This is a genomic window from Ruegeria sp. CF1 (assembly GCF_056537445.1).
The window spans coordinates 44,809-68,897 of sequence record NZ_JBQFRN010000015.1 but is presented as its reverse complement, the minus strand read 5'-3'; the positions used below and the strand labels follow the sequence as shown (position 1 = coordinate 68,897).

The window sequence follows — 24,089 nt, the reverse complement described above, 5'->3', positions numbered from 1 at the left end:
GGATGGACTTTATCCTTTCGCAACTGGCTGGGTTTGGGACCGCATTCGTTGGCCTGGCAGTGGACCCGCTGACCTATCTGTATTTGATTGCATCCGTGTTCCTAGGCATAACGTTCGGCGCATTGCCCGGCCTGACCGCAACGCTGGCAGTGACGATCCTGACGGGATTTTTCGGCAACAAGATTCCATTGGACTATTCGCTTATCGCTTTGCTCGGGGCCTATGTCGGCGCGATTTACGGCGGCTCTTACCCGTCTATTCTGCTGAACATTCCCGGCACAGCAGCCAGCGCGGCGACGGCCATGGATGGCTACCCTCTGGCCAAAGCAGGTCGAGGGGGCGAAGCACTTGGTCTGACCACAACGGCCAGCTTTATCGGTACGGTTATCGGGACGATCACGCTTTTGATTTTTGTCTGGGCGCTGCTTTTGGTTTCGAAGAACATCGCGAGTCCGGAAAAAGCACTCTTGGCTTTGTTTGGCATCCTTCTATCTGGCACGCTTATGAGCGAGGATCTGGTGATCAAGGGATGGATCGCCGGTCTGATCGGGCTTGCAATGTCTATGGTGGGGCTCGATCCGCTTCTGTCTGAGCCGCGCTATACATTCGGCTGGTCTTACCTGTTGAGCGGGTTTCAGGTTGTGCCCGTTTTGATGGGGGCCTTCGCCATCCCCCAAATCATCGACGGCTTGAGGCATGTTGAGGCCGGGAAAGTTCTGGCCCTGAAAGGTCGCATCCTTCCGAACCTACGCTCCATCCGACGCTACCTGCCCACCATTGGTCGGTCAGGAGTGATTGGGACCGGGGTAGGAGCGCTTCCTGGCGTCGGCGAAGATGTCGCCGGTTGGGTCAGCTACGGTGTCGGCAAGACCGTATCTGCCGAGGGCGACAAGTTCGGAAAAGGGTCATTGGAAGGTCTGCTATGCTCTGAAACAGCAAACAACGCCTGCATTGGGGGCGCGCTAATCCCGCTTTTGGTTTTGGGCATTCCCGGTTCACCACCCGCCGCGGCTTTGATGGGGGCTTTCAAGATCAACAACGTGATCCCGGGCCCCACGATAGACCCCGAGATCATTCTGCGCGTAGTCGCAATCCTGGTGTTGGCATCCCTGACTATGTTCTTGATGGGCCTGTTCACTGCTCGGGTCTTTATCAAAATACTCGCCATACCGCAGACCATCTTCTTGCCGGTTGTGATGGTTCTGACAACAATCGGGTCCTTCAGCGTCGGTGGTGGCATCAATGATCTCTACCTGATGCTTGGTGTCGGAGCCGTCGCCTATTTTATGAACCTGATGAAGTACCCAATCGCTCCATTGGTCATTGGGGTTATACTGGGAAGCCTGTTTGACGAAACTTTCCGCCGATCGCTGTTCTTGTCGGACGGGGATCTTTCGGTCTTCTTTTCGCGACCCGGTGCGGCCATTCTACTTGTGCTCAACGTTGGTCTGATCCTCAGCCAACTGCCCATGGCAAAGCGCGCTTTCTTACGTTTGAAAGGACTTTCCGTCTGATGTTTGTGGTTACCGTCACCTTCACTCTCAAGCCCGGTACGAGAGAAACCTTTTTGCCGCTAATGGTCGAAAACGCTTCAACCTCTTTGCGTGAAGAACCCGGATGCCAGCAGTTTGACGTTTGCCTCGGCGACGATCCCGAGACAGTTTTTCTCTATGAGGTTTATGATGACAGCGTGGCGTTCTCCGCCCACCTAGAAAGCGCGCATTTCCAGTCCTTCGATACGGCTGTGGCTGATATGATCGCCACCAAGACTGTTCAACAGTATTCCGGGGTCATCCGATGAACGATTGGGAAATTCACGCCGTGAAATACGCGGATCGCAATGCCCGCACTCGACGCGACAGCTTCATATTGGATGACAATCACGATGCACCTCACGCGATGGACTATTTCGTTTGGGTGCTCAAGCGTGGCAACAAAGTTATACTGGTCGATACCGGATACGACAGCGACGAGGCAGCCGCCCGTGGACGTCCCATTGTGATGGACCCACGCGAGGCTTTGCGCCCATTGGACATCATGCCCGAAGCGGTGACCGAGGTTATCGTGACCCATCTCCATTATGACCACGCTGGGGGGCTGCATATGTTCCCAAATGCGAAGTTGCACATGCAATCGGCGGAAATGGCCTTCGCTACAGGTCCCTGCATGTGCCACGACCACTTACGCGCGCCTTTCTCGGCGGGCCATATCTGCGAGGTCGTAAAGCGCCTCTATTCAGGCAAGGTCGTGTTCTACGACGGAGAGGCCGAGATAGCAGATGGGGTGACCGTACACTGTATCGGCGGGCATTCGCGGGGGTTGCAATGTGTTCGTGTAAGAACAGCAGCCGGGTGGATGGTTCTGGCCTCGGATGCCTCGCATTACTACGAGAATTTCATGGCGCGAAAAGCTTTTCCCATCGTCGTCGACCTGCAGGACATGATGGATGGTTTCGAGACACTCGAGAAGTTAGTCTCGCATCCTCGACTTATCGTGCCCGGCCATGATCCACTTGTGCGCGAGATTTTTCCCATCGGAGCAGCACCGCACATCCATAGGCTGGATCCAGGGCCGACGAAGGACATTAGAATATGCTAATCGGCGTCATAGCGGACGATTTCACTGGTGCGAGCGACATTGCGAACACCTTGGCAAAGGGCGTCGAGCCGGAAGGTGGGTTGAGAACCGCGCAGTTTCCGGGAGTTCCGAACGCCCCGGCCGACAAAGAGATCGAAGCGGGTGTGATCTCACTCAAGAGCCGCACTGCACCTGTCGAAGAAGCTGTTGCGGACAGCCTGCGAGCCCTGCGATGGCTTAAAGATCAAGGATGCCGCCAGTTCATCTTCAAGTATTGCTCGACTTTTGATTCCACTAGGCAGGGAAATATCGGCCCGGTTGCGGAAGCGTTGGCCAACGAACTGGGCGCGCAAAAGGTGGTTTTCTGTCCAGCCTTTCCGACAACGGGGCGCACCATCTATCACGGCCATCTATTTGTGTTCGGCAAGCTGTTGAACGAGTCCGGGATGGAAAATCACCCTCTTACTCCGATGACGGATGCCGACATCAGGCGTTGGTTGCAGCATCAGACCCAAGAAGCGGTTGGGTTGGTTTCAATTGACGCCGTGACGCAAGGACCAGAGGCGATTGCTACTGCTTTGCGGAACGTCGACGAACGCTTTGTGATCGGTGATGCGATTTCGGACGAGGATTTGCTGGCCTGGGGCGAGGCTCTGAAGGATGCCCAGCTCATTACTGGGGGATCTGGGATAGCGCTGGGGCTACCCAAGAACTTCGTCAGAAAAGCTTCGTCCAAAAGAGGTGGCAGTGTATTCACAGGTATCGCTGGGCCCGCCGCTATCCTTGCAGGGTCTTGCTCAGGTGCGACCCGTGGTCAGATCGATGTTCATGCGAAATCCCATCCGACCTTCGCCATTGACGTTCCGGGTGTTATGTCCGGGGATGTGACTATGCAAACGCTTCTGGATTTCTTTGAAACGCATTTAGGTCAGGCACCGCTAGCGTATTCATCGGGAAGCCCGGAGGATGTGCGGGCGATCCAAGACCAATTCGGTCGGGAAGCGGTTGCAGAAAAACTGGATAGTCTCTTTGCAGTTACCGCCCGAGAACTTGTCCAAAAGGGCTACAAGCGATTGGTGGTGGCAGGGGGGGAGACGTCGGGAGCTGTCGCAAAGGCTGTTTCTGAGGCACTGGGATCACCGGCCATGCCACTAGGGCCAGAGATCGACCCGGGCGTACCAGTCTTGAGCGTTGGAAAAACTGAACCCATTGCGCTGGCTCTAAAGTCTGGAAACTTCGGCGCTCCGGACTTTTTCGCGAAGGCCCTCAAAATGATGGAGGCAGGCAAATGAGTTCTGAAGACAAGGCATTACGACAGCAAATGTCAGAACTGTGTGCCTCGCTGTTTGCGCGTGGATTCTCCGTCGGCACTGCTGGAAACGTCTCTGCACGTCTGCACGACGGCATCCTCATGACACCAACCAATTCCACCTTGGGCGATATCGACCCCGAGCGCATCGCTAAGATTGATTTGGATGGCAACCACGTCTCCGGTGACAAGCCGACCAAGGAGGTCTTTCTGCACCAAGCCTTCTATGAGACGCGGCCAGAAGCTGGCGCCGTGGTCCATCTGCATTCGACCTGGGCCACCGCACTGTCCTGTCTGGAAGACACCGATCCCAATGACTGTATTCCACCACTTACACCTTACGTGGTCATGCGCGTCGGCACAGTCAAACTGGTTCCATACGTCAAGCCGGGTGATCCGGAAGCCGGTGACTTGATCCGCGATCTGGGCGGCAAGTATAGTACTGTTCTGCTGGCCAATCACGGACCTGTCGTCTCGGGAAAGGATCTCTTCTCAGCGGTCTGTGCGGCAGAAGAGTTGGAAGAAACAGCCAAGTTACTCCTGGCGCTACGGGGGATGCCAACCCGAATGTTGGATACAGAACAAGTCGCAGAACTCAAAGAGACTTTCGGAGGCACTTGAGCGGACACCGAATAGAGTTGTGTGCCAACCTTTGGACATATCGTGTAAAACTATGCGCAAATGCCACGTAAACTTATGGGCAAACTTCCAATATCTTCACTAATGAAATCAATATCGGAAATGGAGCGTTACGAGAGCACCTTCATCGTTTGGAACTATGACCATATGCAAATTCGGGAAATATGGGCGAGTAAATGTCATTCACTATCTGTGCGAGCAGTTGTTAAGAAAGCTTAAGAAGAGAGCATTGAAAGCCATTACGATTAAAAGCTGCCTACTCGTTCAATTAGCCAGTACATCGACACCGAACCGATGCTATAGGCTGTAACAAGCGTTGTCTTTTGGCTGACAGGAAGCGCAATAAATCGCCAGACTATAAGCAGGATAGCCAAAGCTCCGACAAAACTCAGTTGTCCGGCCTCGACACCAAGGTTAAATGCAAGCAAGGCTGCGGGAATATCGTTAGAGGGAAGTCCTATCTCGGCTAAAGCGCCAGCAAAACCAAGACCGTGCAAAAGCCCAAATCCGAAACAAACGATCCAGGGGCTCTGTTCTGAAAGCCGGAGCCGACCTTCGCTACCCTTTACAATCTCCATCGCCAAAAAAACGATGGAGAGCGCAATAACCGCCTCGACCGGTGGGCCGGGAACATTCAAAACGCCGAGTGTTGCCAGTGCTAGTGTTATCGAATGCGCAAGCGTGAAAGCTGTAACGGCTCCCACCAGTCTCCAGGGATCACGGACCAAAACAAACAGTGCAAAGACAAACAGCAGGTGATCCCAGCCTTCTAGTATGTGTTCATAACCCAACTGAAAATAGGCTATGAAAACAGACCATGTTGTCTGTTCAAAAGGTATGTTTTGGATGGCAGCATCCGGGGTGAAACGAAGCGTGGCAGGCTCGGCGTGCAGAGGATGCACACGGACCAAAACGTCGTTCTTTTGTGCCGCCAGTCCGTCGATCTCGATGGATTGGCCCGCGATCTCAGCACGGCATTCGACAACCCAGGAAGAAACCCACGCTCGCCCATCGGAGATTGGGTCAGGGCCGTGTGAGGGTGTACAGCCATCCGGTAACACCGCATCAATCGCCATTGGTTGACCATACACATCTGGTTTTCGCCAATGGACACTCCAAGTGTCCGTAGTGATTTGTCGAATTTCCAAGTATCCCGGATCAAGCGCATGCGCGTTGGCGTGCCCCGTGGGCCACGCGAACAGCAGAGCAAACATCAAGCTGAAGAAGAAGTTCATTTGACCTGACCTGTGAGATCGGGTGCTGTGATCTCATAATTGTCGGCAAGAGCTTCGTATTGCGCCTGCGCCAAATCTTCGCTCATGGCGCGACGCCAATCACGAAGCACCACACTGTGGATCTCTTGCAAGCGAGGTATCCGGCTTGGTTCAATGGCAAGCACTTTCACCAGATGGATGCCGTAACCTGATTGGACCGGCCCCATCCACTGACCTTTTTCGAGATAGGCGAGACCATTGGAAAATCCGGTTCCAAAGACCGAGTCGATTACCCGTGTCGCGGTTAGGGGCATTGATGCAGGCAGCAGTGTCGCGCTTTCCAAGCCGGAAGTCCCTTGCTCCGCACGCAAGGCGGCCAGTGCCCTTTCAATCTCGGTCTCACTTGGTTCTTCACCAAGAAAAACTTGAGTGAACGCGACCTTATTGGGTGTCGCGTAGCGGTCCGTGTTTTGTTGGAGGAAAGCCTCTAGATCTTCGTCTTCTGGAATAACTGAAGCGGCGATGGCTTCGGTCAGAAAATCCATCTTTTGGCTCAGCCGCGATCTAATCACGCTATCTCCGCGTTCCAAGCCAAGCTTTCTTGCTTCCCTAACTAAAACTTCTTCGCGAATTGAAGCGTCGACCAACGCTTGTAGCTCAGAACCGCTTGGCTGGCGTTTCCACCTCGCTTCGAACTGTGAAGCTAACAGCGCGGCATCACTTTCGCTTATCGCTATCGTCTCCGGATCTGCAGCGGCGTCGTTATCTGGTGATATTATGTGGAACCAAATGAATATGGCAGCTCCGATCAAGAAGAAATGGAACAGAGGTTCTTTCACTATTCGCATGAAGGCTCCTGCGTGAAACGCGATACGGCATTATGTTTTATGCTGGCATCAGGCAGTTGAGTAACACAAGGAATTGCAACTCAAGGCGCGCCGCTTATCATAAGAGCGTCCCGAGTTAGTGATTGCGACCTGGGTCCCCAAATCTGCACGAAGTAAGGTCACTCTGCCGGCGTGTACCAAATCGGCGAGGAATACGCGCGCTCCTGATGCGTAAGTACCGCATCTTCTGGCAGCTCCGCACCAAACCTCAGTTTGTCGTACAACACCCAGCGTGGGGTTGGGATTTCGAGCGCACGTACGTAATAGAATGCCCGCGCATTTGGATCGAAATCAGGATCAGACCAAACAGTTACCAGTTCGGCGGTTCCAATTGTATTGGTCCAGCTGGCGGTTTCCAGATCCACGGTATTCCCAACCGCAGGGATCTTGCCGTTTTGATCGGCAACACGGTTGTCCGACCATGCCACGTCATAGACGTTTTCCTGCAAAGCACCTTCGGAATCGAGCCATCCCTTTATCACCTGCACGCGATCCAGGTTAGCCCCGACCGGGTCGCGCAGAGCAGCGATCAGGAATGTGGGCGGACCTTCACCCTCGCGAGGTCGCAGATCCGAACCCATTGGAACACCTTTTGTGTAGCCCACATCCGCAAGGAAGCGAGTTTCAACATCAGCGTCATCGAAATCCCATCCGCCAAAGAACCGCAGACCAATCCGCGGTCCAGTGCTCGCGTAGGTTTCGCGCCGCTTGAACGCATCGAAGATCGCTGCGCGAGTATTGTCGGTCGCCCAAACGGCCGTGTACCCGGAAGCTACAAGGAGGTCGCCAGGAATTTCGCCAAGATCGTTGGCGATGAAAGGATGCTTTATTCTCGTGGCCGAAGGTTCAACGCTGACGGATTTTCCGAAGAAGTTGTCTTCCTCAGCAGTTGCCAGAGACGTATGGCTGTCCGTCGCGCCGCCCATGCCGAACTTATATGGGTTCACGCCGAACTTCTCTTCCAACAATAAACCGCGCTTCAAAGCTTCTCGGGCGTACTCGCCGGCCAGCATGTCATCGGTTTTCAGCTCGGTTATGTCGAGATTGCCAACGTCCCAGTTTTCGTAATCCGCGAATTCGTCGTCGGGGCTCAGATAGGGGTGCGCTTCGCCGTCGCCCTTGATCTGAGTGACTTCGTAATGGGGCTCCCATTTTGCGCGGGCAGCCACATATTCCTCGTCGACCTTGCCACCGTGATAGGTGTCTTCGGTCGGGAACATCCATCCGTTCGACAGGTTGCCATTATGGGCGAAAGCTACCGCGCGACCGCCAGTATTCTCCTGATACTCTTCAAGCCAGGCATAAAGCGCCCTTGGATCAGTATCACCGTAGGGAGGTTGCGTAACCGGAGGCACCATTTGAAGCGCTCTGATGGGCCCATCACGCAGCATGACGTTCCGGTGCAGGTTGAATCCTTTTGGTACGGAGGTCCACTCAAAGCCAATGAAAGCAGTAAAATTACCGGGATCGTTATGTCGATCTGCTGCAAGGACAATGTTCTCCCAAGTAAAGGCAAAAGCATCGGCACCTGGGCTGTAAGAATTAAGAAGAACTTCCGGCAGAGTCATTTGCGAGAAGTTGGTGATAATGTCGAACGCGGCCTTTCCGGCCGCTTCGCCGCCAGCCATGTACCCTTCGTACCACTCCAGACCTTTTGGATCGGCAAGAACGCCCGGTTTGCCAGCTTGCAGATCAGGGGCAAACCCCATCAAGTCTGTGTGGTCTGTTAGGACCATCCAGTCCAAAGGCCGGGCTAGCCGAACAGGCAGTCCAGTCGAAGAAATGACCTGTTCGCCCTTGGCGAAACGCCAGGCGTCATCCGGTAGCAGGGTGTTCCCAAAAGCACCGGCGTCAAGCGAAAGCCCGGTGTGAAGGTGGGTGTCCCCCCAAAGCGGGCGTTCAGGGAAGCTGCGATTTGCGTAGGGAGAGTAAGGTTGCTCTGAGAACAAGCCTTCGGCTGCTTCTTCACTGGGCACAGCGTCGGCAAAGACACTCGTTGGTGCCAATCCCAGAGCGAAAAAGCTTAGCAACATACGAAGCATTGTGACCTCCCAAATCAACTTTTACCCGGTTGTTTCGATAGACTATATCACAACAACTTCATATTCGCATTTCCTTATGTCACAACGAGTTTTCTCTTAGGGAAATTTTTAGTTGATAGCGTCATTGCGGCGATGCAAGAATTAAGTGAGGCCTAGTAGACCTATCCTATAGTGTCCCGATGGGCGTGTAGCCTGAAAAGATACCTTCAGACAACTTTCCGGTCTGAGGATGAGGAAATGAGATATGAAAAAGGAAATCAAATGTCTCATATCCGCACGGCGCGCATCGCACGAAACAAACAAGCACGCGCTCGCAAATTCCTGAACTATTGCGGTGAACTGCCGTGTGAATTCCCTGCTAAGACAAAAGTCCCGGCGAATTATTCGTGGTGTTCACCGGACCTTAATCGTCGGAGTGACCTCGACGCCGAACAAGAATGTTTAGAGAAAAACACGACTTTCGCCGTCCACTGGCTTTTGGCAGCAATATCTTCCACAGTTACAACGTTTTACGGCGCGCCAATCTTGGCAACGGCCATTGAGGAGTTCATAAATTGCGTTGACTTCACCGGGACCGAAGGGATGAGGTCTGGAACAAGTGCATCTGGCAACGGGGGCGTAGTCATTTTGTCACTTTCAGGGGTGCCCAGAAGTAGATCCGCTAGGCTTGCCAACAGCTAGTTCCTTTCCGCCACCGGCAGACATCGCCGTACTCAGCACAGTTCTATTTCTGGCGATCTTTACGAAGAACGATTGTATTTACCAAAATCGACCCACTACGGGGAAGCTTACAAAGACCCCATTTCAACTCAGCGACTGAAGCGGTATCCTGTGTAAGTCGAAATACATACAAGCACGACTGCTGCGAACGCTGGATCAATGAGTTCCAAGCTCATTTCGCCCAGCATCATTGCCTCTAGGGGCCGAGTTCATCCCTAAATGCGTTTGTCTTCTTTGGTACTTCCGTGAAGTGCTCATGCACCTTTGTGCGCAGTTCGCCGTGGTTTATGCCTTATGTTTCTATGTGCTTTGTTTTTATGTCGCCGCGCACTGCAAGACGCCGTGCCAGAGTACCAGCCTCTTTAGGGCATCGTTTACGCAAAAACATCCGAAGGGTCCTTCGTTTGGTGTTTGGTCTATTGTGGGGTTTTGGTCTTGTGTCGGGCAATGGCCAACGAAAGTAGTAGATGTCATGTCTGGACATTGAGAGATACGCATGCAGCTTCATTTTGTGTCACACCTGTGTGTCACACCGCTCTAATGCTTGCTATCCAGTTGTATTGTTAGGTTTTGGTGGAGCCTAGGGCCGTCAAATAAAATCATCATCATTCAGCAAGCATACGCAGAGGCCTTTGGAGATTGGACCTTCGCCGTTTCATAGTCCGGAAAGCCGCTGTTTTTAAACAGCCCGCCGCCGATCCCTGAAGTGGGGACATGGTGGGGACACCGATGATGATGGAGATGAAACATGCAAAAGCTGAAAGACGCAGATGTTCGGTCTGCAAAGCCGCGCGATCGGAAATATAAACTGACCGATGGTGGCGGTTTGGTTCTGGTGGTTCTGCCCAGCGGCCGCAAAAGCTGGGTCTATAGGTATCGGGCGCAGGATGGGCGCCACCGCGAAGTGGTGCTGGGTACCTATCCGGCAACCTCACTCAAGGACGCGCGCAACGCGGCAGAGGAACAGCGCCGCCTGACCGAGGCGGGCACCGACGTCGTTCTGGAACAGCAACGCGCAGAGGTTCGGGCATCGATCGTGGCCAATGACAGCTTCGCGGCACTGGCCCGCGCGTGGATGGCAAATGAGAAATCTGGCTGGAGCGCCAGCCATTCGGAGCGCGTGGAGAACAGGTTGGAAATTGATGTGATTCCAGTGATCGGATCGATGCGCGCCGATGATATCAAAGCGATCGACATCGCCCGCGCCATTGCCGGCATCAAAGACCGCAATGCTCTGAATACCGCAAAGCGCGTGATCAGCATTATCAGACAGGTGCTGAACTATGGCGCCGCAATCGGCTTGGTAACGGATGTTCCTGGCGAGGGCTTGGTTCGAACCGTCAAGGCGCCAAGGACCCAGCATCTTCGCGCATTGACCCAGCCGGACGATCTGGCGGCATTCTTGCAGGATCTGGCGGCATGGCCCCACAAAACGCTGGGCGTCCCTCTGGTGCGCATCATTGCCCACACAGCCCAGAGGGCGGGCGAGGTGCGATCGATGCGCTGGGCGGATATAGATTGGGAAGAGCGCGTCTGGTTCAACCCCGTCACAAAGACAGGCATCACGCTGGCCATTCCCCTGACCGATCCGGTCATGGATATCCTGCACGACCAGCGCACCATAAATGGTGGTCGCGAATGCGTGTTCTTCTCGCCGCTGGCGCGCGGCCCGGTGTCCTCTGCCGCGCCGATGGACATGATCGACAGCATCGGCTGGCGCGACCGGACAACCGCGCATGGTTTCCGCGCAACCTTCCGCACGCTCGTGGTCGAGCGGCTCAAGTTCGGCCGTGATCTGGCGGAAGCACAACTATCCCATACCAGCAAGGAAGTGCACGGCCGCGCCTACGACCGGACGCTGCTGCTGGATGAACGCCGCGAAATGATGTCCGCTTGGAGTCAGTGGCTGTTGGACCTTCAGAGCGGCGCGTCTAATGTGGTGCCGATGATGATGTCTGAGGGACGGGGATGACTCAGGAAAAAGACTTCGACTGGCTGCGGGAGCGGCTGACCAAGCCAACTCACGCAGGGAATTGGCACTGGGTGATTGAACTGGATGAGGTTCTGGCGGTTTTGCGCGACCAAGAGGGCATTATTCCAGAGGCTTTGACACGGCACCTGAAGGATACGCTAACAAAGATGCATAAGTCTCAGGCGGGGAATAGGGCAAAGCCGATGAATAAGGTAGTGCATGAGGGGGCTGTCGCCGGGAGTGTCCTGTTCCTGATCGACAACCATTTCTCACCAGAGGATGCGAGGACAAAGGTTGCTGAAATTACCGGCACAAATCGGGACGATGTTGTGACGTGGCACAATACAGCGGTCAAAGCACCTGACCTGACAGGCATGAAATACCACCTCAATGCCCGCTATGCGGCAGAGAACGCTCGCGGCAGCTTGGCTGAAAATTACCTGCGAAAACATAACCAAATGTCACATTTGGACGTTGTCAGGTTCTTCTTCAGTCCGGACTAAACAGGGGGGGGTAAATTAGAACGTTCGAAATCACCCCCCTCCATGGTCTAAATGATTCGTCAGTATCTTTTTGTGGAGACTGGCGATGTCAGAGAAAATCGAACAACCCGTCCCGTACCGCCTCTACTCAGAGGAGTATGTCGCTGAACTCTTCGATATACCCGAGGACGATTTCTACCTGATCGAGCACTGGCGCGACTTTCATATCGGGCCAAACTTCATCAACCTGCCAACGGGGCAGGTCCGGTATCGCGGCGCCGATCTTATCGAATACATGGAGCGACCATCCTGCCGGGATGACCCACGCCAGATCATGAAATCCTATGATCATCTGGAACTCATGCAGTTTCGGAAGGCACACCGCAAGGAAGCCTCTGGCGAGGAGGCCGTGGCATGAAAACCCGCCCAACGAACACAGTCACCGTGGCAGAGGCCAAGGGCACAAAGCGCCCTGTCCTGCCCATCGCGCCCGAGCAGTTTCCCTCTGCAGGTATGGTCGCCCTGCGCGAGCTATCGTCTCACAGCGGAATGCGTGGGATGTTCCCCGGTTCCCCCGACACATGGTGTCGGATGGTGGACCGGGGGGAGGCGCCTGAACCAGTCAGGATCGGACGTGTGCACTACTGGCACGCTCAGCATGTCCGTGCTGTCGCAGCGGGCCTGCCCTGGCAGGACGTCAACCTGGTACTGCCGGAACTCAAAGCATCAAACGACATCGCCGCCGAATGAAATAGGCCCCGCCAATGGCGAGGCCCCGATGATGTCGTCTTTCGCCAACAAGGGAGAAAAACGGAGATGACCCAGATATACCCCAGACGACGCGCAAATCAAACGGTGACACCATGAGACCCGTCGCCGGCATTCGAACCGTTGGCCGCGCATCAGGTGCGCGTTTCAGCCAGACACAAACCCGCGCGCATAATGCTCACAGCAGGCTGCTCAAGGCAGAGGATGCCGCCACCGACGCCATTGGGCAGGTCGAGCAATACGCAAAGCACCCGAAAATTGTCGGTCTGGCCGGCGATCTCGGCAAACTGCGCGAGCGCATCCGGGCTGTGGCAAGGGAGGCGCGCAAAGTCGCGGATGGGCAATGAGGAAACGCGAACGTCACCTGCGGAAACTTGCCCGCCTCTTCGGCCGGAAGGTCACGACAACTCGCTGAAACCATTACCGGCTGTTCGATCCAACAGGGGCCATGCCCCCGATCGATACGCCATCCACGCCAAGCTGCCACCGTTCGGAGAAACAACTGCTCTCCGACCTTCGGCGCGCGGCAAGATCTTAACGATGATGAGGAGAAGATCATGAAGTTTAAGTTTACCCACCACGTGGAGTCAGACGGCGGAGAAATCCGCTGGAATGAGGTCACCTTCGAGGCGCCAGACCGCGCCTTCGCTGAGGCAGAGGAAGCGGCATGAAGGGCATGATCACGCGCACCAACAACACCACTGTGTGGGACACGGCCGTGTGGGTTCAGAACGCTGCCGATGGCAGCGTCACCACCCACCACGGCATTGTGCTGGGCTGGCAGGCGCCTATCGATCCAGAAACAGAGGCCGAGGGGCCGTGGACCCCAATTGTCCACGGCCTCGATGACCTGACCGAGGGTGAGATGGTCCTGATCAACAGCGCATCAGGGCGCGCGCTATGGGGCGAGACGGAGTTTTTCGATCTGCTCGACGCGCTGGCGCACGTCGCAGCCGCAGAGGAGGAAGCGGCGATGGAGAAGTAGCAGCCACACGCCGAGGCCGTCTGACCCAGACGTCCTGAACCGCCCACCTCTGGCGTCGTCCGCGCCGGCGGTGGGCAACCAACAACCAAACCGACCTCTGTGTGCCGCAATAGGAGATCACGCGCAGAGGACCGGTCTCAGGGGCCGAGGCGGCAACGGCCCCCAACAAAAACAAAGGGACTGCGCCAGAATGGCAAAGAATGATCCAATCAAAATCACCCTGTTCAACAAACACCGGGGTGTGCTCAGCAAAAAGATCACCGCCGACGAAAACGGCAGGCCAGTCTCAGATGGCAGCGCCTGCATCATGGGCAGTGGAAAGGCCAAGGTCATCACAATCGACGACCTGACCGGTCTGGCCGAAACCATCGGTAGTATGAAGAGCAGCACCGCGCTGGCGCTGGGCGTGCCTAAAGAGCACAATGGCGGCACCATCGATATCGTCACGGCAGCAAACGAACCGGACAGCCCCGGATCGATCTCACGTTCCCTGCGCAACATGCACTTTGCCGAAGGCGTCCCAGCGCCAATGCTTCTTGATGTGGATTTCAAAGGCGCGCCACGGGAGATCATGACCGCCGTCGAGCGTGACGGCATCTGGCATATCCTCTGCGAAGTCATGCCATTCCTGAAGAAAATCGGTCACGTGGTTCGCGCCAGCACATCCTCCGGTCTGCGCAACACCGAGACAGAGGAAGAATTCGACGGCAGTGGTGGACTGCATATCTATGTCACAATCATGAACGGCGCCGACGCGCCCCGCGCCCTCGACGTTATGGCCAAGCGCCTCTGGTTGGCAGAGGTCGGCTGGATCATGGTGTCCAAAGCCGGATCGCAATTGAAGCGCACGCTGGTGGACGTGACCGTTGCCAGCCCCGAACGGCTCGTTTTTGAAGGCGCGCCTATCGTTGAACCTCCGCTGGTTCAGGATGTTGCGGCGCGCAAGCCCCTGGTTTTCGAAGGCCAGCCCCTGAATACCGAAATCTTTCTCGAAGATCTCACCCCCGCAGAGGAAGCCGCCTACCAACGGCTCGTGGCGCAGGCGAAGAAAGACACCAGCGCAGAGGCCAAGGTCGTGCGCGACAAGTTCGAAAAGAAAATGGTCAAGCGGCTGGTCGAAACCAAAGGCATGCCCGAGACCGCTGCCAAGAAACAGATTGCCCGCCGCCACGATTGTTTCCTCGGCCCAGATGTCGAGCTGGAAATGGATGACGGATCGGTCGTCACCGTCGAAACCATCCTGAACAACTTTGACCACTATATCGGATGCACCATGGCCGATCCCCTAGAAGGCGTGGACTATGGCCGCTGTAAAGCCAAGATCATGCCCGATCCAGATCCCGAAGGGTTCTATTGCATCCACACCTTCGGACATGGCGGCGCCATCTACCGGATGATGCCCAGCATCGAACAGGTAAAGGCAGCCATCCGGTCCTCTGAAAAGCGCTACGCGCTCACCATCTTTGCCGAGCAGGTCTACCTGTCCAAAGCGTCGGAGTCCGAACTGACCGAGCTCAAGGACTGCCTGCACGAGACCCACAACATCGGACCGCAACAAGCCGCCCGCGCCATCAGGAACGACCTCGCCCGCCGCAGGGCAGAGCGCCTGCGCAACGATCAGGAAGAACTGGAAGCCGCCCGCATCAATGACGACCGCATGGCCATGCATATCCCGCCCTATGAAGAGGAACTGACCAAACACTTCGTAAAACTCGACGCCGTTCTGTCCACTGTCGATGCAGACGCGCCGCCCATGCGCAACCAGCGCGGCCAAATGGCAACCGTCGTGCGGAGGTCTATCCCGAAAGTGTTCGAACTGCGCACCGATGCAGAGATCAATGCCGGGATGCAGGAGACAGAGGCCAGTATCCTCGCCATCACCCCTCTGGCGGGTGCGGCAGCGTCCGTCGAAACCGAGAAATTCATCCGCTGGCACGAGGACCGCGAAATCGACGATGGCGAAGGCGGCAGCGTAACCGTTGAGATCTCGCGCCACGTCAAACCGCAGTGGATATCGGCCTATGCATCATGGGAACAAAGCGCCTGCCCAAAGGTCTCCTCTGTCTCGAAGCTGCCCATCGTCCTGCAAAACGGCGAACTGATCGCACCCTCTGGGCTGGAACGGAACATGCAGGTGTTCTTCGACATCGATGTCAGCATCAAGGATCACCTGCCCAAAGGGCGCACATCCGTCGAAAAAGCCCGAGCCGCCTTCGATTGGCTCTGCAATGAATTGCTCGCGGACGTACTGACCGATATCGAGGGCAAGGCTATCGCCATCAGCCTGATGCTGTCCCTGATCGAAGGACCTCTGCTGCCGGAGAAACCTGGGTTTATCGTAACCGCTGCCAAACGCGGTGGTGGTAAGACAACCCTGCTCATCATGCTCTGCCTCGCTGTCTTGGGGGAGCGGCCACCGACAAGCCCATGGGACAAGAATGCCGAAGAGCGCAAGAAAACAATCATGGCGTCCCTGTTCGGCGGTATCACCCACATTGTCTTCGACAATCTGGACCTCGGCGCCCAGATCGATGACACAACCGTCAATGCCATCCTGACCAGCGGCGTGGCCTCCGACCGCGTTCTGGGTAAATCAGAAATCGAACAGGTGCTGGCCCTCATCACCTTCATGTGGACCGGAAACAACCTCGGCGCCAAAGGCGACCTCGCATCCCGCGTCCTGCGCATCTGGCTGGAAGTCACTCAGGTCAATCCAGAGGAGCGCCCGTTCAAACACCCAGATCCGTTCGAATGGGTTCTGGATAACCGGCCCAAAATACTTTCGGCACTCTACGACATTTTGCTGGTCGAACGGCCCAAGGACGGGGTGGTCGGTACACGCTTCAAGAAATGGATGCACCTTGTCGGCCGGCCGGTGGAAATCGCATCAGGCGGACAGATCGATTTCACACAGGTCACCAAGGACTACGAGAACTCAAGCTCGAACGAGAAGGCCGAGGCGCAGGAAATCTTCTTCGATGCCGTCATCACCGCGTTCAAAGGGGCTGCGGCGGGAAAGCCGGGGGCGATGACCGAGTTCTTCACGGCAACCGATCTGATCACCAAGATCATTGGCCTTGCCTACGCTCAGGAACCACCTGTTCCATTCGGAGGCGCATACAACCAAGGCGGGCATTCCACGGCTCTCGGTAAATGGCGGGCGGACCGTGCGCGGGGGGCTGCACTGAGGGATGCGGTCGAGATGTGGGCGGGCGGAAAACGCTTCTCAGACTTCAAGGAACCTGTGGCGACGGCTGTGGGAAAGAAGCTCAAAAACATGCTGGAAACGGTCGAATTCGACGGGAAAGCCGTGCGGCTTCAGAGTGAGCCGGACAACATCACCAAGGGCACGAAATATTGGGTTCAGGAGGTGGGGCTGTGAGTGTGAACCCCCATTTCCCGGGTAATCGGGGCCTCGCACCGGGTAAAGTTAAGGGTAATACGGGTAATCTGAGTAACCCGCCAGAGCTGGCGTGTTTCAAAATGAGAAATATTTGGAGAAAAAAGGAAAGTATTTTTTGGTCTGACAAAAATGAACTCCGCCGGATTACCTCCACTTACCCGTTACCCGTAACTTTACCCGTAGTCGTCAATCCAGACTGTTTCGCGCAAGGCGCACCCCTTCAGAGGAGGGCGGCGCGATGACGAAACGCATCGGCGGGCCGCGCCATTCAGCGGCAACGAAGGACCTTATCACCACGCCAGCGGAGCCGGTGCGCGTGCTGGTCAAAGCGCTGGGCTCTCAGCCACTGGTCTACGCAGAGTTGTGCGCTGGAGACGGTCGCCTGATCTCACATCTTAAAGGCGAGGGCCACATCTGCGGCTGGGCGGCGGACATCGCCCCGAGGGCACCCGGAATCGAACGGTTGGACGCATCTTTAATCACGTCTGAGCAGTGGGAAGAGCGTCCCGAAATCGAGGTTGCAATCAGCAATCCGCCCTACAGCCGCCATCTGGCGGTCCCGATCCTGACAGCGGCGATCACATGGCCAGTGACAAGCTGGTGGTTGGTCCCGCTTTCATGGCTCGGAAACCAGTGGTTCCGGCCGTTTGCGCCGCACGTGCGCCATCTAGCAGTGGTCGGCCGCATCCGCTGGATCGAGGGCAGCAAGCACAAATCATCTGAAGATTATGTCTGGATCGCGATCGAACGCACACCGGCAGAGGCAGCGCTGGGCGCGCCCATAATAACAGTGGAGGAAACGACGTGAGTGATACTCTTGATAAGCGAAGGCTGGACAAGCTCGTCGCCCTGATTGCTGGTCTGTATGACAAGCAACCACGTCAGGGGGACCTGAGCCTCGATCGCCCTTTGGATTGCACTGGGTGCCAGTCTTGTTGCCGGAATGGACCAAACGCTTCGGGCATTGACCCTGCAGAGGACAGCGCTGCCACGATCCAATGGTTCGAAGAACGGGGTGCGCTGGGCGAGGAACTGCCCGAGAGCCCATTCCATGGCACGACCCGCCGGCCGATTGAACATCCGTGCCCCGCTTTGTCCAATGGCGGATGTAGCCTGCACGGCACTGATCTGAAGCCGGTTGCCTGCCGGGATCTCGATTGCAGGGGAATGTTCGCAGGCATTGCCATGACCCAGCATCGTAAGCTGGTGAAAGAGTTCATGCGCCTCGATCGACCGGGCGGGCCGCAAGCTGCAATGGCAGAGGCGGCATTGAACGCCCGCCGCCGTGCTCTCAAGCAGAAAGGAACAGACCAATGACCCAGGTTTCGGGAGATTGCGGGACAGTACGTACAATCACCATCGGGTCCCACGAGACGGTTCTGGCCCATCCGGCGCCCAGCGCGGCGCTTCTGCAACTGTTCATCGCAACAGCGGACATAACGATCAAAAGCCTGCAGCCATCGCTGCCGGATCGCACAAAGGTAGGCTGGCGCATCGATCGTTTGCGGCTGGCACAAAACCTGGGGTCACCTGCGATCAATATTTCGGTTCGGGACCTTGTGCCCCAAACAGAGGTTGTCGCGTAATGGGTCAAAACAGTGTCACAACCCGCTTTCATTCCCTTCTGCAGCGCGAGTTGGAGGCGATTGAGGCGGGTGTTGGCATCATCAGAGCCAAGGACACAGTGGAACTGCGCGACAATGTCGAGCGGCTGGTGGTCTATCTGGCACAATTGGGGAGCGTGATCGAGCAACCCAATGCGACGATCATCCGGATCATGTTGTCTATGGTACGTCAAAACAGCGGGTGCCCCGAGCACGTCCGGCAGGAGGCCCTTGAAATGATGGGCCCGCCTTTGACGTCCGAGGTCGATCGGATCGTGTCCAAGGCGACGAACAATCAGATCCGATACATTGAGAAGGAGGCCCTGATGCCACAGCCAGACGCCGCAAGCGCGCCAAGTGCACCCGAGTCCGACGACGATGTTCTGGAATGGCTAAAGGATTGAGGAGAGCCGAATGATGAGTGAAGCACAACAGATTGTACCGCCCCGGCGCAACGGGAAGCTAAGCCTGAATCTGGGGTCTCCCGAGCAGGCCAAGGAAAGGGTGGAGCAGATACAGCAAAGCCGCCTTGACGTGATCGAGGCCAAGCGTGTGCGAGATGTGAAGGCAGAGGCTGCCTTTCGCCAGTGCCGGCGCCGATTTGGCAGGGTGTTCAATCCATCAGACCCGAAGCCACTGGCCATTGGTATCGACAAAAAGATCCGAAAGGCGCTGGGCGTCAGTCATTCGGTGATGAGCCAGGTTCTGCGCAAATGGGTCAAGCGCCGCGAATACCATGAGGCTTTGGCAAAGACCGGGTCTCAGCGTTACGATCTCAAGGGAAGCCCTGTCGGGCCCGTCTCCGCAGAGGATAGGCGCCGCGCCCGCAGGGCATTGCAGAGGAGGGCCAAGCGATGAGTATCAGCGACATCGATCGCCACCAGAACCGCAAGGAGATCATCAAGGCCCTGAAAGATGGGATGGGCGCTGCTGATATCATGCGGAAATACCAAGATCCCGAGGTTCAACTGACTCCAGGCAAGTTAAAGACCTATGCCAAGCGGCATCTGCCTGCGGCTTTGTTCCATCCGGTCAACCGCGACCGTGCGCGGGCAGCGGATGTTGCAGAGGCTCTGGATGATATCGAAGAAGCCAGCGCCCTGTTGCTCGATGCAGCGGATCAGGCGCGCGAGAATGATGCTGGCGTTAAGGAAAAGACGGCCGTGGCCGCTGAAATGCGGCAGTTGGCACTGGCGCGCGGCCGGGTGGGCGGTTGGCTGCAGAATAACATCAAGGTTGAGGGCGGCGATGACGTCGCCTCGCGCTTGTTGCTAAAGTTTCTGGTCGCGGAACTGGCTCCGGTTGAGGGTGGCATGGCGGCATTGGAACGGGCCATGGGCAAGGTTGATGCCTCCCTCGCCCGCATCGCCGCAGAAGCGTCAGGAGATGTGATCGAGGGAGAGACGTTATGAACGTGCCGGCCCAGCCGATCCATCCTGATCCTTTGCATGGTTTAAGCGGCTATGTCCGATCGATGCGTGACCCCGTTGTGTGGTCGGGGATCAAGTTCCCGAGTTTGCAGTTGGACGATTGGCAGCAAACGGGCCTGCGCTTGGTGGCTGATCCTCCCAAGGCGGCGAGTGGGGATTTTATCAACCTGCATTGTTGGTGGAGCGCACGTCAGATGGGCAAAAGCCAAAGCATGGGGCTGGCAGCAAGCTGGTGGTCAGAGGCCAAGGTCCCTGTGCGCCAGATCAAGATACCCGGATCGAAGCCGCGCAGGGAAGTCACAGACATGGCACCCGGCATTGGCTTCTTTGCTGCCGGTGTCAGGCAGGCAGAAAAAACACTGGCCTATACCAGAGACTTCCTAACGGCGGCGGATGTTGAGTTTGACCAATCGGCCTCCGACAGGATCATCACCAGCGGTGGATCGCGGATATTGGCCTTACCTGCGAGTTCAACGGCCCGTGGTGAAACTTTGACCTTGGCCTTAATAGACGAGGCGGGTCACCTTGAAGGCGGCGGCGAGGATGTGACCGGTGTTGTTTTCCCTATGATGAGTTCCTTTTGCCCGAGTTCGACGGCCACTTTGCTCGCCTCGACTCCGGGTGTGCCGCAGGGGCTGTTTTACCGGTGTTGCATGGACCCTGGGGGGATGAAATGCACGCTGACGCAGGCCTGCGTGGACGACAATCCACGGATCACCGACAGTTTCCTGCGCCAGCAGCGGGCGATCATGTCGGATCTGTACTTCAGCAGTGAATACGCGCCGATCGTGGATGGCAAAGTGCGGACCGACCTGCCGCCGACATTCTGGGAAGATGGTCGCGGTCTGTTCAACCTGTCGGCTTTGAAGGCGGCAGTAACCGATGATGTGGATGCGCTGGATGTGCCCAGTGCGCCGGGATGGGGGTGACGAGAATGAGAAATGCAAAAGCAACTGGTGACAGCTTTGTTGCGGTAGGCGGCATTAGCATTGGATCGCAGGTTCATGGTGATTTCAGTGCGCTCGCTGTTCTGAAACACACGGGCTGGGTTGGTGGAAAGCCGAAGTTCGACCTGTTTCATTTGGAGCGCGGTCAGATGTACGACCCCCGAGACGTGATGTTGCGAATGGAGACGATAACCCGCGCCGTTTCGGACGCGGGCGCGCTGGCCTTTCACGTGGCAGTGGAAAGCACGCCGGTCACGCAGCCTTTTGCTTATGATCTTGTGGGCAGTCACAACTGCTGTCGCCGGGGTTGGGACCCTTATGTTTTCGACACCAACCACTCAAGTGATCCCGTGATCATGGTGACCCCTCAGATCGAAACCTTTGCTGGTATGCAGTGCAGTCTGTTTGACGCGTTTGTGACCATGGATGCCGCCATTCGCAGTGGTGCCCTGCGGATTCCGGACACATTGAGGCACGGTAAAAACCTGTATTCGGAGGCGCAGCAACTGCGCACAAAGATCAATAATGCGGGCAAGGGTACGGTTCTCACACCAGAGGCAATGCAGGGGGAATTCACGGATCTGATCACTGCGGTGGCCATCGCGTACAAGATGGCCGAGACCTACACCTGCCGCGATCCTCGGACAGCCGATATCTGGGGGCATCTTTACACAAAGCATGAAACGCGAGGTCCTCTGCAAAAGGGTCAGCCGGAACCTGGTTCTTATTACTACAGCCCATACGATCCGTCTTGGCCCTACGGTGTTGATGACAGTTGGAATGACCTGCCAAACCTGCGCCGGCCGGTTCATCCGGGGGACAGTTCCAGCTACCACCCCTATCCGACCACGGATGTTCTGGCAGAGGTGATCAGTAAAATGCCGCCCCGCTATATCCAGCACATCCTTCCAAAGTTGGCGCCGCAGCATCGCCGCGCAATTCAGCCTCAGAGGGTCCATTGATGCGCGTTATCGATTTCGAAACAACTGGGACCGAGCCGCCCGAGGCTGAGGTTTGCGAGATTGGGTGGACCGATATCGTGGATGGTGTGGTTCAGCCTCCGGTCAGTCGCCTGTGTCGCGTGGATCAGATGTCGCCTATAGCGCGGGCTGTTCATCACATCAGCGCCGAGGACACGGCGTCGTTCGCGCCCTTTGACGAGGCCGAGGTAATAGTCCCAGTTCCACTGATTGCCCACAACGCCGCGTTCGAGCAGAAGTTTGCGCCCAGCGCGCAGTTTCTTTGCAGCTATAAGAGCGCCCTTCATGTCTGGCCAGAGGCTCCGAGCCACGCGAATGGCGCATTGTTCTACTGGCTCTGGGATCAGGGCCTAATCGCGCCTGAACGTGCTCTGGCGGAGCCTGCGCACCGCGCTGGGCCCGACAGTTATATGACCGCGCATATCGTTGTCGCCATGCTGGCAGCCGGCGCCTCCGCAGAGGAGATCGCCCGGTGGACCGATGAGCCGCGCAGGATGCCGGTAGTTCCACTGGGCAAATACCGAGACAAGCCGTGGGCAGATGCGGATACAGGGTATTTGCAATGGATGGCGGCAGAAGATGGCATGGACCCTGACATTCGTTTTCATGCGGATAAGGAATTGAAACGGAGAATGGGATGAGCGGTCGGTACACAGGTTGGGCCGGCCGGCCCTGCATTATCTCCACCGACCCTGCCTCCGCTGTCGCCGGTGACTATACGGCGATATCGGTGCTGAGTTTCACCGGCGAGTGGCACGCTGACTCCGCGCAGCCGATTGTCGAAGTCAGTCACTTGGAACGCGGGCAGGGGCAGCATCACAAGATCATCATCGATCGGATCAAGGAATTGGCACGGTGGCTGGAAACAGAAAAGTACACCATGCCGCCTGCCATTATCATCGATGCCAATGGCATTGGCCGGCCGATTGTTGAGCGGGCCCGTGAGGGTTTTGACAGCAACCTGTTGCTCGGGTTCATCGCAACCGGATCAGAGGATGGTCGGAGCGATCGGTTTGATCAGTCGACAATGACGATTTATGCCTCCAAGTTGGGTCATCTGTCCAACCTGGATGCGGCCGCGCAGGCCGAGCGGCTGATTATTCCTGCCAATTTGAAGCACGGGCCGACGCTGGAGGCAGAGGCGCGGAGCTTGCGGACAAAACTGTCAAAATCCGGGCGTATTCTGGTCGATGAGCCCGATAGCCAAATCAGCCAGTTTGACGACATCTTGAACAGCGTGAGCATGGCCGTGTCGGCAGCGGATATGCTTTGGACAAAGGCGATGATTGCGCGAATGCGGGATCATTGGCCGGACAGATTAACAAATGACGTGGAGGGACCAGGGGTATGAACGTGGCATTACAGCAAATCAGAGGGCGGTGGCATGCGCCGCCGCAGGTGCCGGTGGCGGGTTCATACTGGCAGTGGTACGGCGATCGTCTGGTCGCTGCCGGCGGTCAGTTGCAGATCTGGCAGCAGCCGGTGGCGACCCCGGAGCCGGGTATGTTGGACACGATTTCGGCCAACGCAAAGATAGTCTTGCAGATCACGCACCTGATCGACATGGAAGTCACCAGCAGCCGCAAGGCAGTGGATGAGATCGTCGGTTTCAACAATACGGTCTGGAAATCCTGTCCGGGGGTCATGTTGGCGATTGGCCCCGGCAATCAGCCGAGGCTGAACGCAACGCGCGATGCGATTGCGGAAGCGTCGGTCGAGAAGATCGGGCAGGGGGCAGATCGGTTCCGCCCGATGGTGGCCTATGAGGGTGTCCGCGATGTATATACAGAAATCGACCCGCGTTTTCGCCCACCCGGCCAGTGGATGGTGGGTTTCGAGGCAGTCAACGTGGCCGGGAGGCTCACAGAGCCGCGCGACGATGCGCTGAACCCGCCCTCGTGGTCAATGAGCGTCCACTGCCCTCTTCAGGGGCGTGTGCGGGCCGAGATGGACGGCATTATCGACGACCCGCGCAATGATGTAAGCGATCTGCCCAAGCTGCCGGCGGTGATCGGTACGCTGACCGAGATCATGCACGGACCGATGGTACCTGCCCCGATCACGCGGCGCGGTGAGACGGATGAGACGTTCGATTTTCTCTACAACGAAATCACGACCCATCGGTATTGA

General features: G+C 56.6%; 26 protein-coding genes. 23 read left to right on the top strand and 3 right to left on the bottom strand.

Annotated features, from left to right (window positions below):
* The first annotated feature begins 2 nt into the window (after positions 1-2).
* Genes ACRZ96_RS19580 through otnC form a run of 5 tightly spaced genes read left to right on the top strand, consistent with a single transcriptional unit; the run spans position 3 to position 4,507 of the window.
* Positions 3-1,514 (top strand): tripartite tricarboxylate transporter permease, encoded by a 1,512-nt coding sequence (locus tag ACRZ96_RS19580; protein WP_170408439.1) that lies wholly within the window; start codon positions 3-5, stop codon positions 1,512-1,514.
* A complete protein-coding gene (locus tag ACRZ96_RS19575) occupies positions 1,514-1,801 on the top strand; it encodes a putative quinol monooxygenase (protein WP_480707011.1) in 288 nt (95 codons plus the stop codon). Before ACRZ96_RS19580 ends, ACRZ96_RS19575 begins: the two co-directional genes overlap by 1 nt.
* Positions 1,798-2,598 carry an N-acyl homoserine lactonase family protein gene (locus tag ACRZ96_RS19570; RefSeq protein WP_170408437.1) on the top strand — a complete coding sequence of 267 codons (801 nt, stop codon included), beginning with the start codon at positions 1,798-1,800 and terminating at the stop codon, positions 2,596-2,598. The genes ACRZ96_RS19575 and ACRZ96_RS19570 overlap by 4 nt, the downstream gene beginning before the upstream one ends.
* Positions 2,592-3,869 carry a 3-oxo-tetronate kinase gene (gene otnK, locus ACRZ96_RS19565; RefSeq protein ID WP_480814961.1) on the top strand — a complete coding sequence of 426 codons (1,278 nt, stop codon included), beginning with the start codon at positions 2,592-2,594 and terminating at the stop codon, positions 3,867-3,869. The genes ACRZ96_RS19570 and otnK overlap by 7 nt, the downstream gene beginning before the upstream one ends.
* The gene (otnC, locus tag ACRZ96_RS19560) at positions 3,866-4,507 is read left to right on the top strand and encodes a 3-oxo-tetronate 4-phosphate decarboxylase (RefSeq protein ID WP_480814960.1); all 642 of its coding nucleotides are present in this window, start codon (positions 3,866-3,868) and stop codon (positions 4,505-4,507) included. Before otnK ends, otnC begins: the two co-directional genes overlap by 4 nt.
* Before the next feature lie 263 nt (positions 4,508-4,770).
* Here otnC and ACRZ96_RS19555 read toward each other — a convergent pair whose 3' ends face one another.
* From ACRZ96_RS19555 to ACRZ96_RS19545, 3 genes are all read right to left on the bottom strand, one after another.
* On the bottom strand, positions 4,771-5,760 hold the full coding sequence (locus tag ACRZ96_RS19555; RefSeq protein ID WP_480814959.1) for a HupE/UreJ family protein: 990 nt from the start codon (positions 5,758-5,760) through the stop codon (positions 4,771-4,773).
* Positions 5,757-6,587: a peptidyl-prolyl cis-trans isomerase gene (locus ACRZ96_RS19550; RefSeq protein WP_480707019.1), complete on the bottom strand. Its 831-nt coding sequence runs from the start codon at positions 6,585-6,587 to the stop codon at positions 5,757-5,759. Before ACRZ96_RS19550 ends, ACRZ96_RS19555 begins: the two co-directional genes overlap by 4 nt.
* Positions 6,588-6,745: 158 nt before the next feature.
* Positions 6,746-8,668 (bottom strand): DUF3604 domain-containing protein, encoded by a 1,923-nt coding sequence (locus tag ACRZ96_RS19545; protein WP_480814958.1) that lies wholly within the window; start codon positions 8,666-8,668, stop codon positions 6,746-6,748.
* Between the two features lie 1,468 nt (positions 8,669-10,136).
* Here ACRZ96_RS19545 and ACRZ96_RS19540 point away from each other — a divergent pair.
* The 18 genes from ACRZ96_RS19540 to ACRZ96_RS19455 all read left to right on the top strand — a co-directional run bounded on the left by ACRZ96_RS19540 (position 10,137) and on the right by ACRZ96_RS19455 (position 24,089).
* Positions 10,137-11,360, top strand: coding sequence for an integrase arm-type DNA-binding domain-containing protein (locus ACRZ96_RS19540; RefSeq protein WP_170423508.1), 1,224 nt, complete (start codon positions 10,137-10,139; stop codon positions 11,358-11,360).
* Entirely contained in the window at positions 11,357-11,863 is a 507-nt protein-coding gene (locus tag ACRZ96_RS19535) for a hypothetical protein (protein WP_170423510.1), read from the top strand. Before ACRZ96_RS19540 ends, ACRZ96_RS19535 begins: the two co-directional genes overlap by 4 nt.
* 85 nt (positions 11,864-11,948) lie before the next feature.
* Positions 11,949-12,260 carry a hypothetical protein gene (locus ACRZ96_RS19530; RefSeq protein WP_170423512.1) on the top strand — a complete coding sequence of 104 codons (312 nt, stop codon included), beginning with the start codon at positions 11,949-11,951 and terminating at the stop codon, positions 12,258-12,260.
* Entirely contained in the window at positions 12,257-12,592 is a 336-nt protein-coding gene (locus ACRZ96_RS19525; RefSeq protein ID WP_170423514.1) for a hypothetical protein, read from the top strand. Before ACRZ96_RS19530 ends, ACRZ96_RS19525 begins: the two co-directional genes overlap by 4 nt.
* Positions 12,593-12,705: 113 nt before the next feature.
* A complete protein-coding gene (locus ACRZ96_RS19520; protein WP_170423516.1) occupies positions 12,706-12,957 on the top strand; it encodes a hypothetical protein in 252 nt (83 codons plus the stop codon).
* A 320-nt stretch (positions 12,958-13,277) separates the two neighbouring features.
* A complete protein-coding gene (locus tag ACRZ96_RS19515) occupies positions 13,278-13,595 on the top strand; it encodes a hypothetical protein (RefSeq protein WP_170423518.1) in 318 nt (105 codons plus the stop codon).
* A gap of 190 nt (positions 13,596-13,785) precedes the next feature.
* On the top strand, positions 13,786-16,977 hold the full coding sequence (locus tag ACRZ96_RS19510; protein WP_170423521.1) for a hypothetical protein: 3,192 nt from the start codon (positions 13,786-13,788) through the stop codon (positions 16,975-16,977).
* A 259-nt stretch (positions 16,978-17,236) separates the two neighbouring features.
* Positions 17,237-17,806 carry a hypothetical protein gene (locus ACRZ96_RS19505; protein WP_170423523.1) on the top strand — a complete coding sequence of 190 codons (570 nt, stop codon included), beginning with the start codon at positions 17,237-17,239 and terminating at the stop codon, positions 17,804-17,806.
* Positions 17,803-18,315 (top strand): hypothetical protein, encoded by a 513-nt coding sequence (locus tag ACRZ96_RS19500; protein ID WP_170423525.1) that lies wholly within the window; start codon positions 17,803-17,805, stop codon positions 18,313-18,315. Before ACRZ96_RS19505 ends, ACRZ96_RS19500 begins: the two co-directional genes overlap by 4 nt.
* Positions 18,312-18,584: a hypothetical protein gene (locus ACRZ96_RS19495; RefSeq protein ID WP_170423527.1), complete on the top strand. Its 273-nt coding sequence runs from the start codon at positions 18,312-18,314 to the stop codon at positions 18,582-18,584. Before ACRZ96_RS19500 ends, ACRZ96_RS19495 begins: the two co-directional genes overlap by 4 nt.
* A complete protein-coding gene (locus ACRZ96_RS19490; RefSeq protein WP_170423529.1) occupies positions 18,584-19,006 on the top strand; it encodes a hypothetical protein in 423 nt (140 codons plus the stop codon). Before ACRZ96_RS19495 ends, ACRZ96_RS19490 begins: the two co-directional genes overlap by 1 nt.
* Positions 19,007-19,019: 13 nt before the next feature.
* Positions 19,020-19,460 (top strand): ProQ/FINO family protein, encoded by a 441-nt coding sequence (locus ACRZ96_RS19485; protein ID WP_170423531.1) that lies wholly within the window; start codon positions 19,020-19,022, stop codon positions 19,458-19,460.
* On the top strand, positions 19,457-20,014 hold the full coding sequence (locus tag ACRZ96_RS19480; RefSeq protein WP_170423533.1) for a hypothetical protein: 558 nt from the start codon (positions 19,457-19,459) through the stop codon (positions 20,012-20,014). Before ACRZ96_RS19485 ends, ACRZ96_RS19480 begins: the two co-directional genes overlap by 4 nt.
* On the top strand, positions 20,011-20,961 hold the full coding sequence (locus ACRZ96_RS19475; protein WP_170423535.1) for a hypothetical protein: 951 nt from the start codon (positions 20,011-20,013) through the stop codon (positions 20,959-20,961). The genes ACRZ96_RS19480 and ACRZ96_RS19475 overlap by 4 nt, the downstream gene beginning before the upstream one ends.
* 5 nt (positions 20,962-20,966) lie before the next feature.
* Positions 20,967-21,941: a hypothetical protein gene (locus tag ACRZ96_RS19470; RefSeq protein WP_170423537.1), complete on the top strand. Its 975-nt coding sequence runs from the start codon at positions 20,967-20,969 to the stop codon at positions 21,939-21,941.
* The gene (locus ACRZ96_RS19465) at positions 21,941-22,600 is read left to right on the top strand and encodes an exonuclease domain-containing protein (RefSeq protein ID WP_170423539.1); all 660 of its coding nucleotides are present in this window, start codon (positions 21,941-21,943) and stop codon (positions 22,598-22,600) included. Before ACRZ96_RS19470 ends, ACRZ96_RS19465 begins: the two co-directional genes overlap by 1 nt.
* A complete protein-coding gene (locus ACRZ96_RS19460; protein WP_480814957.1) occupies positions 22,597-23,310 on the top strand; it encodes a hypothetical protein in 714 nt (237 codons plus the stop codon). Before ACRZ96_RS19465 ends, ACRZ96_RS19460 begins: the two co-directional genes overlap by 4 nt.
* Positions 23,307-24,089 (top strand): hypothetical protein, encoded by a 783-nt coding sequence (locus ACRZ96_RS19455; protein WP_170423543.1) that lies wholly within the window; start codon positions 23,307-23,309, stop codon positions 24,087-24,089. Before ACRZ96_RS19460 ends, ACRZ96_RS19455 begins: the two co-directional genes overlap by 4 nt.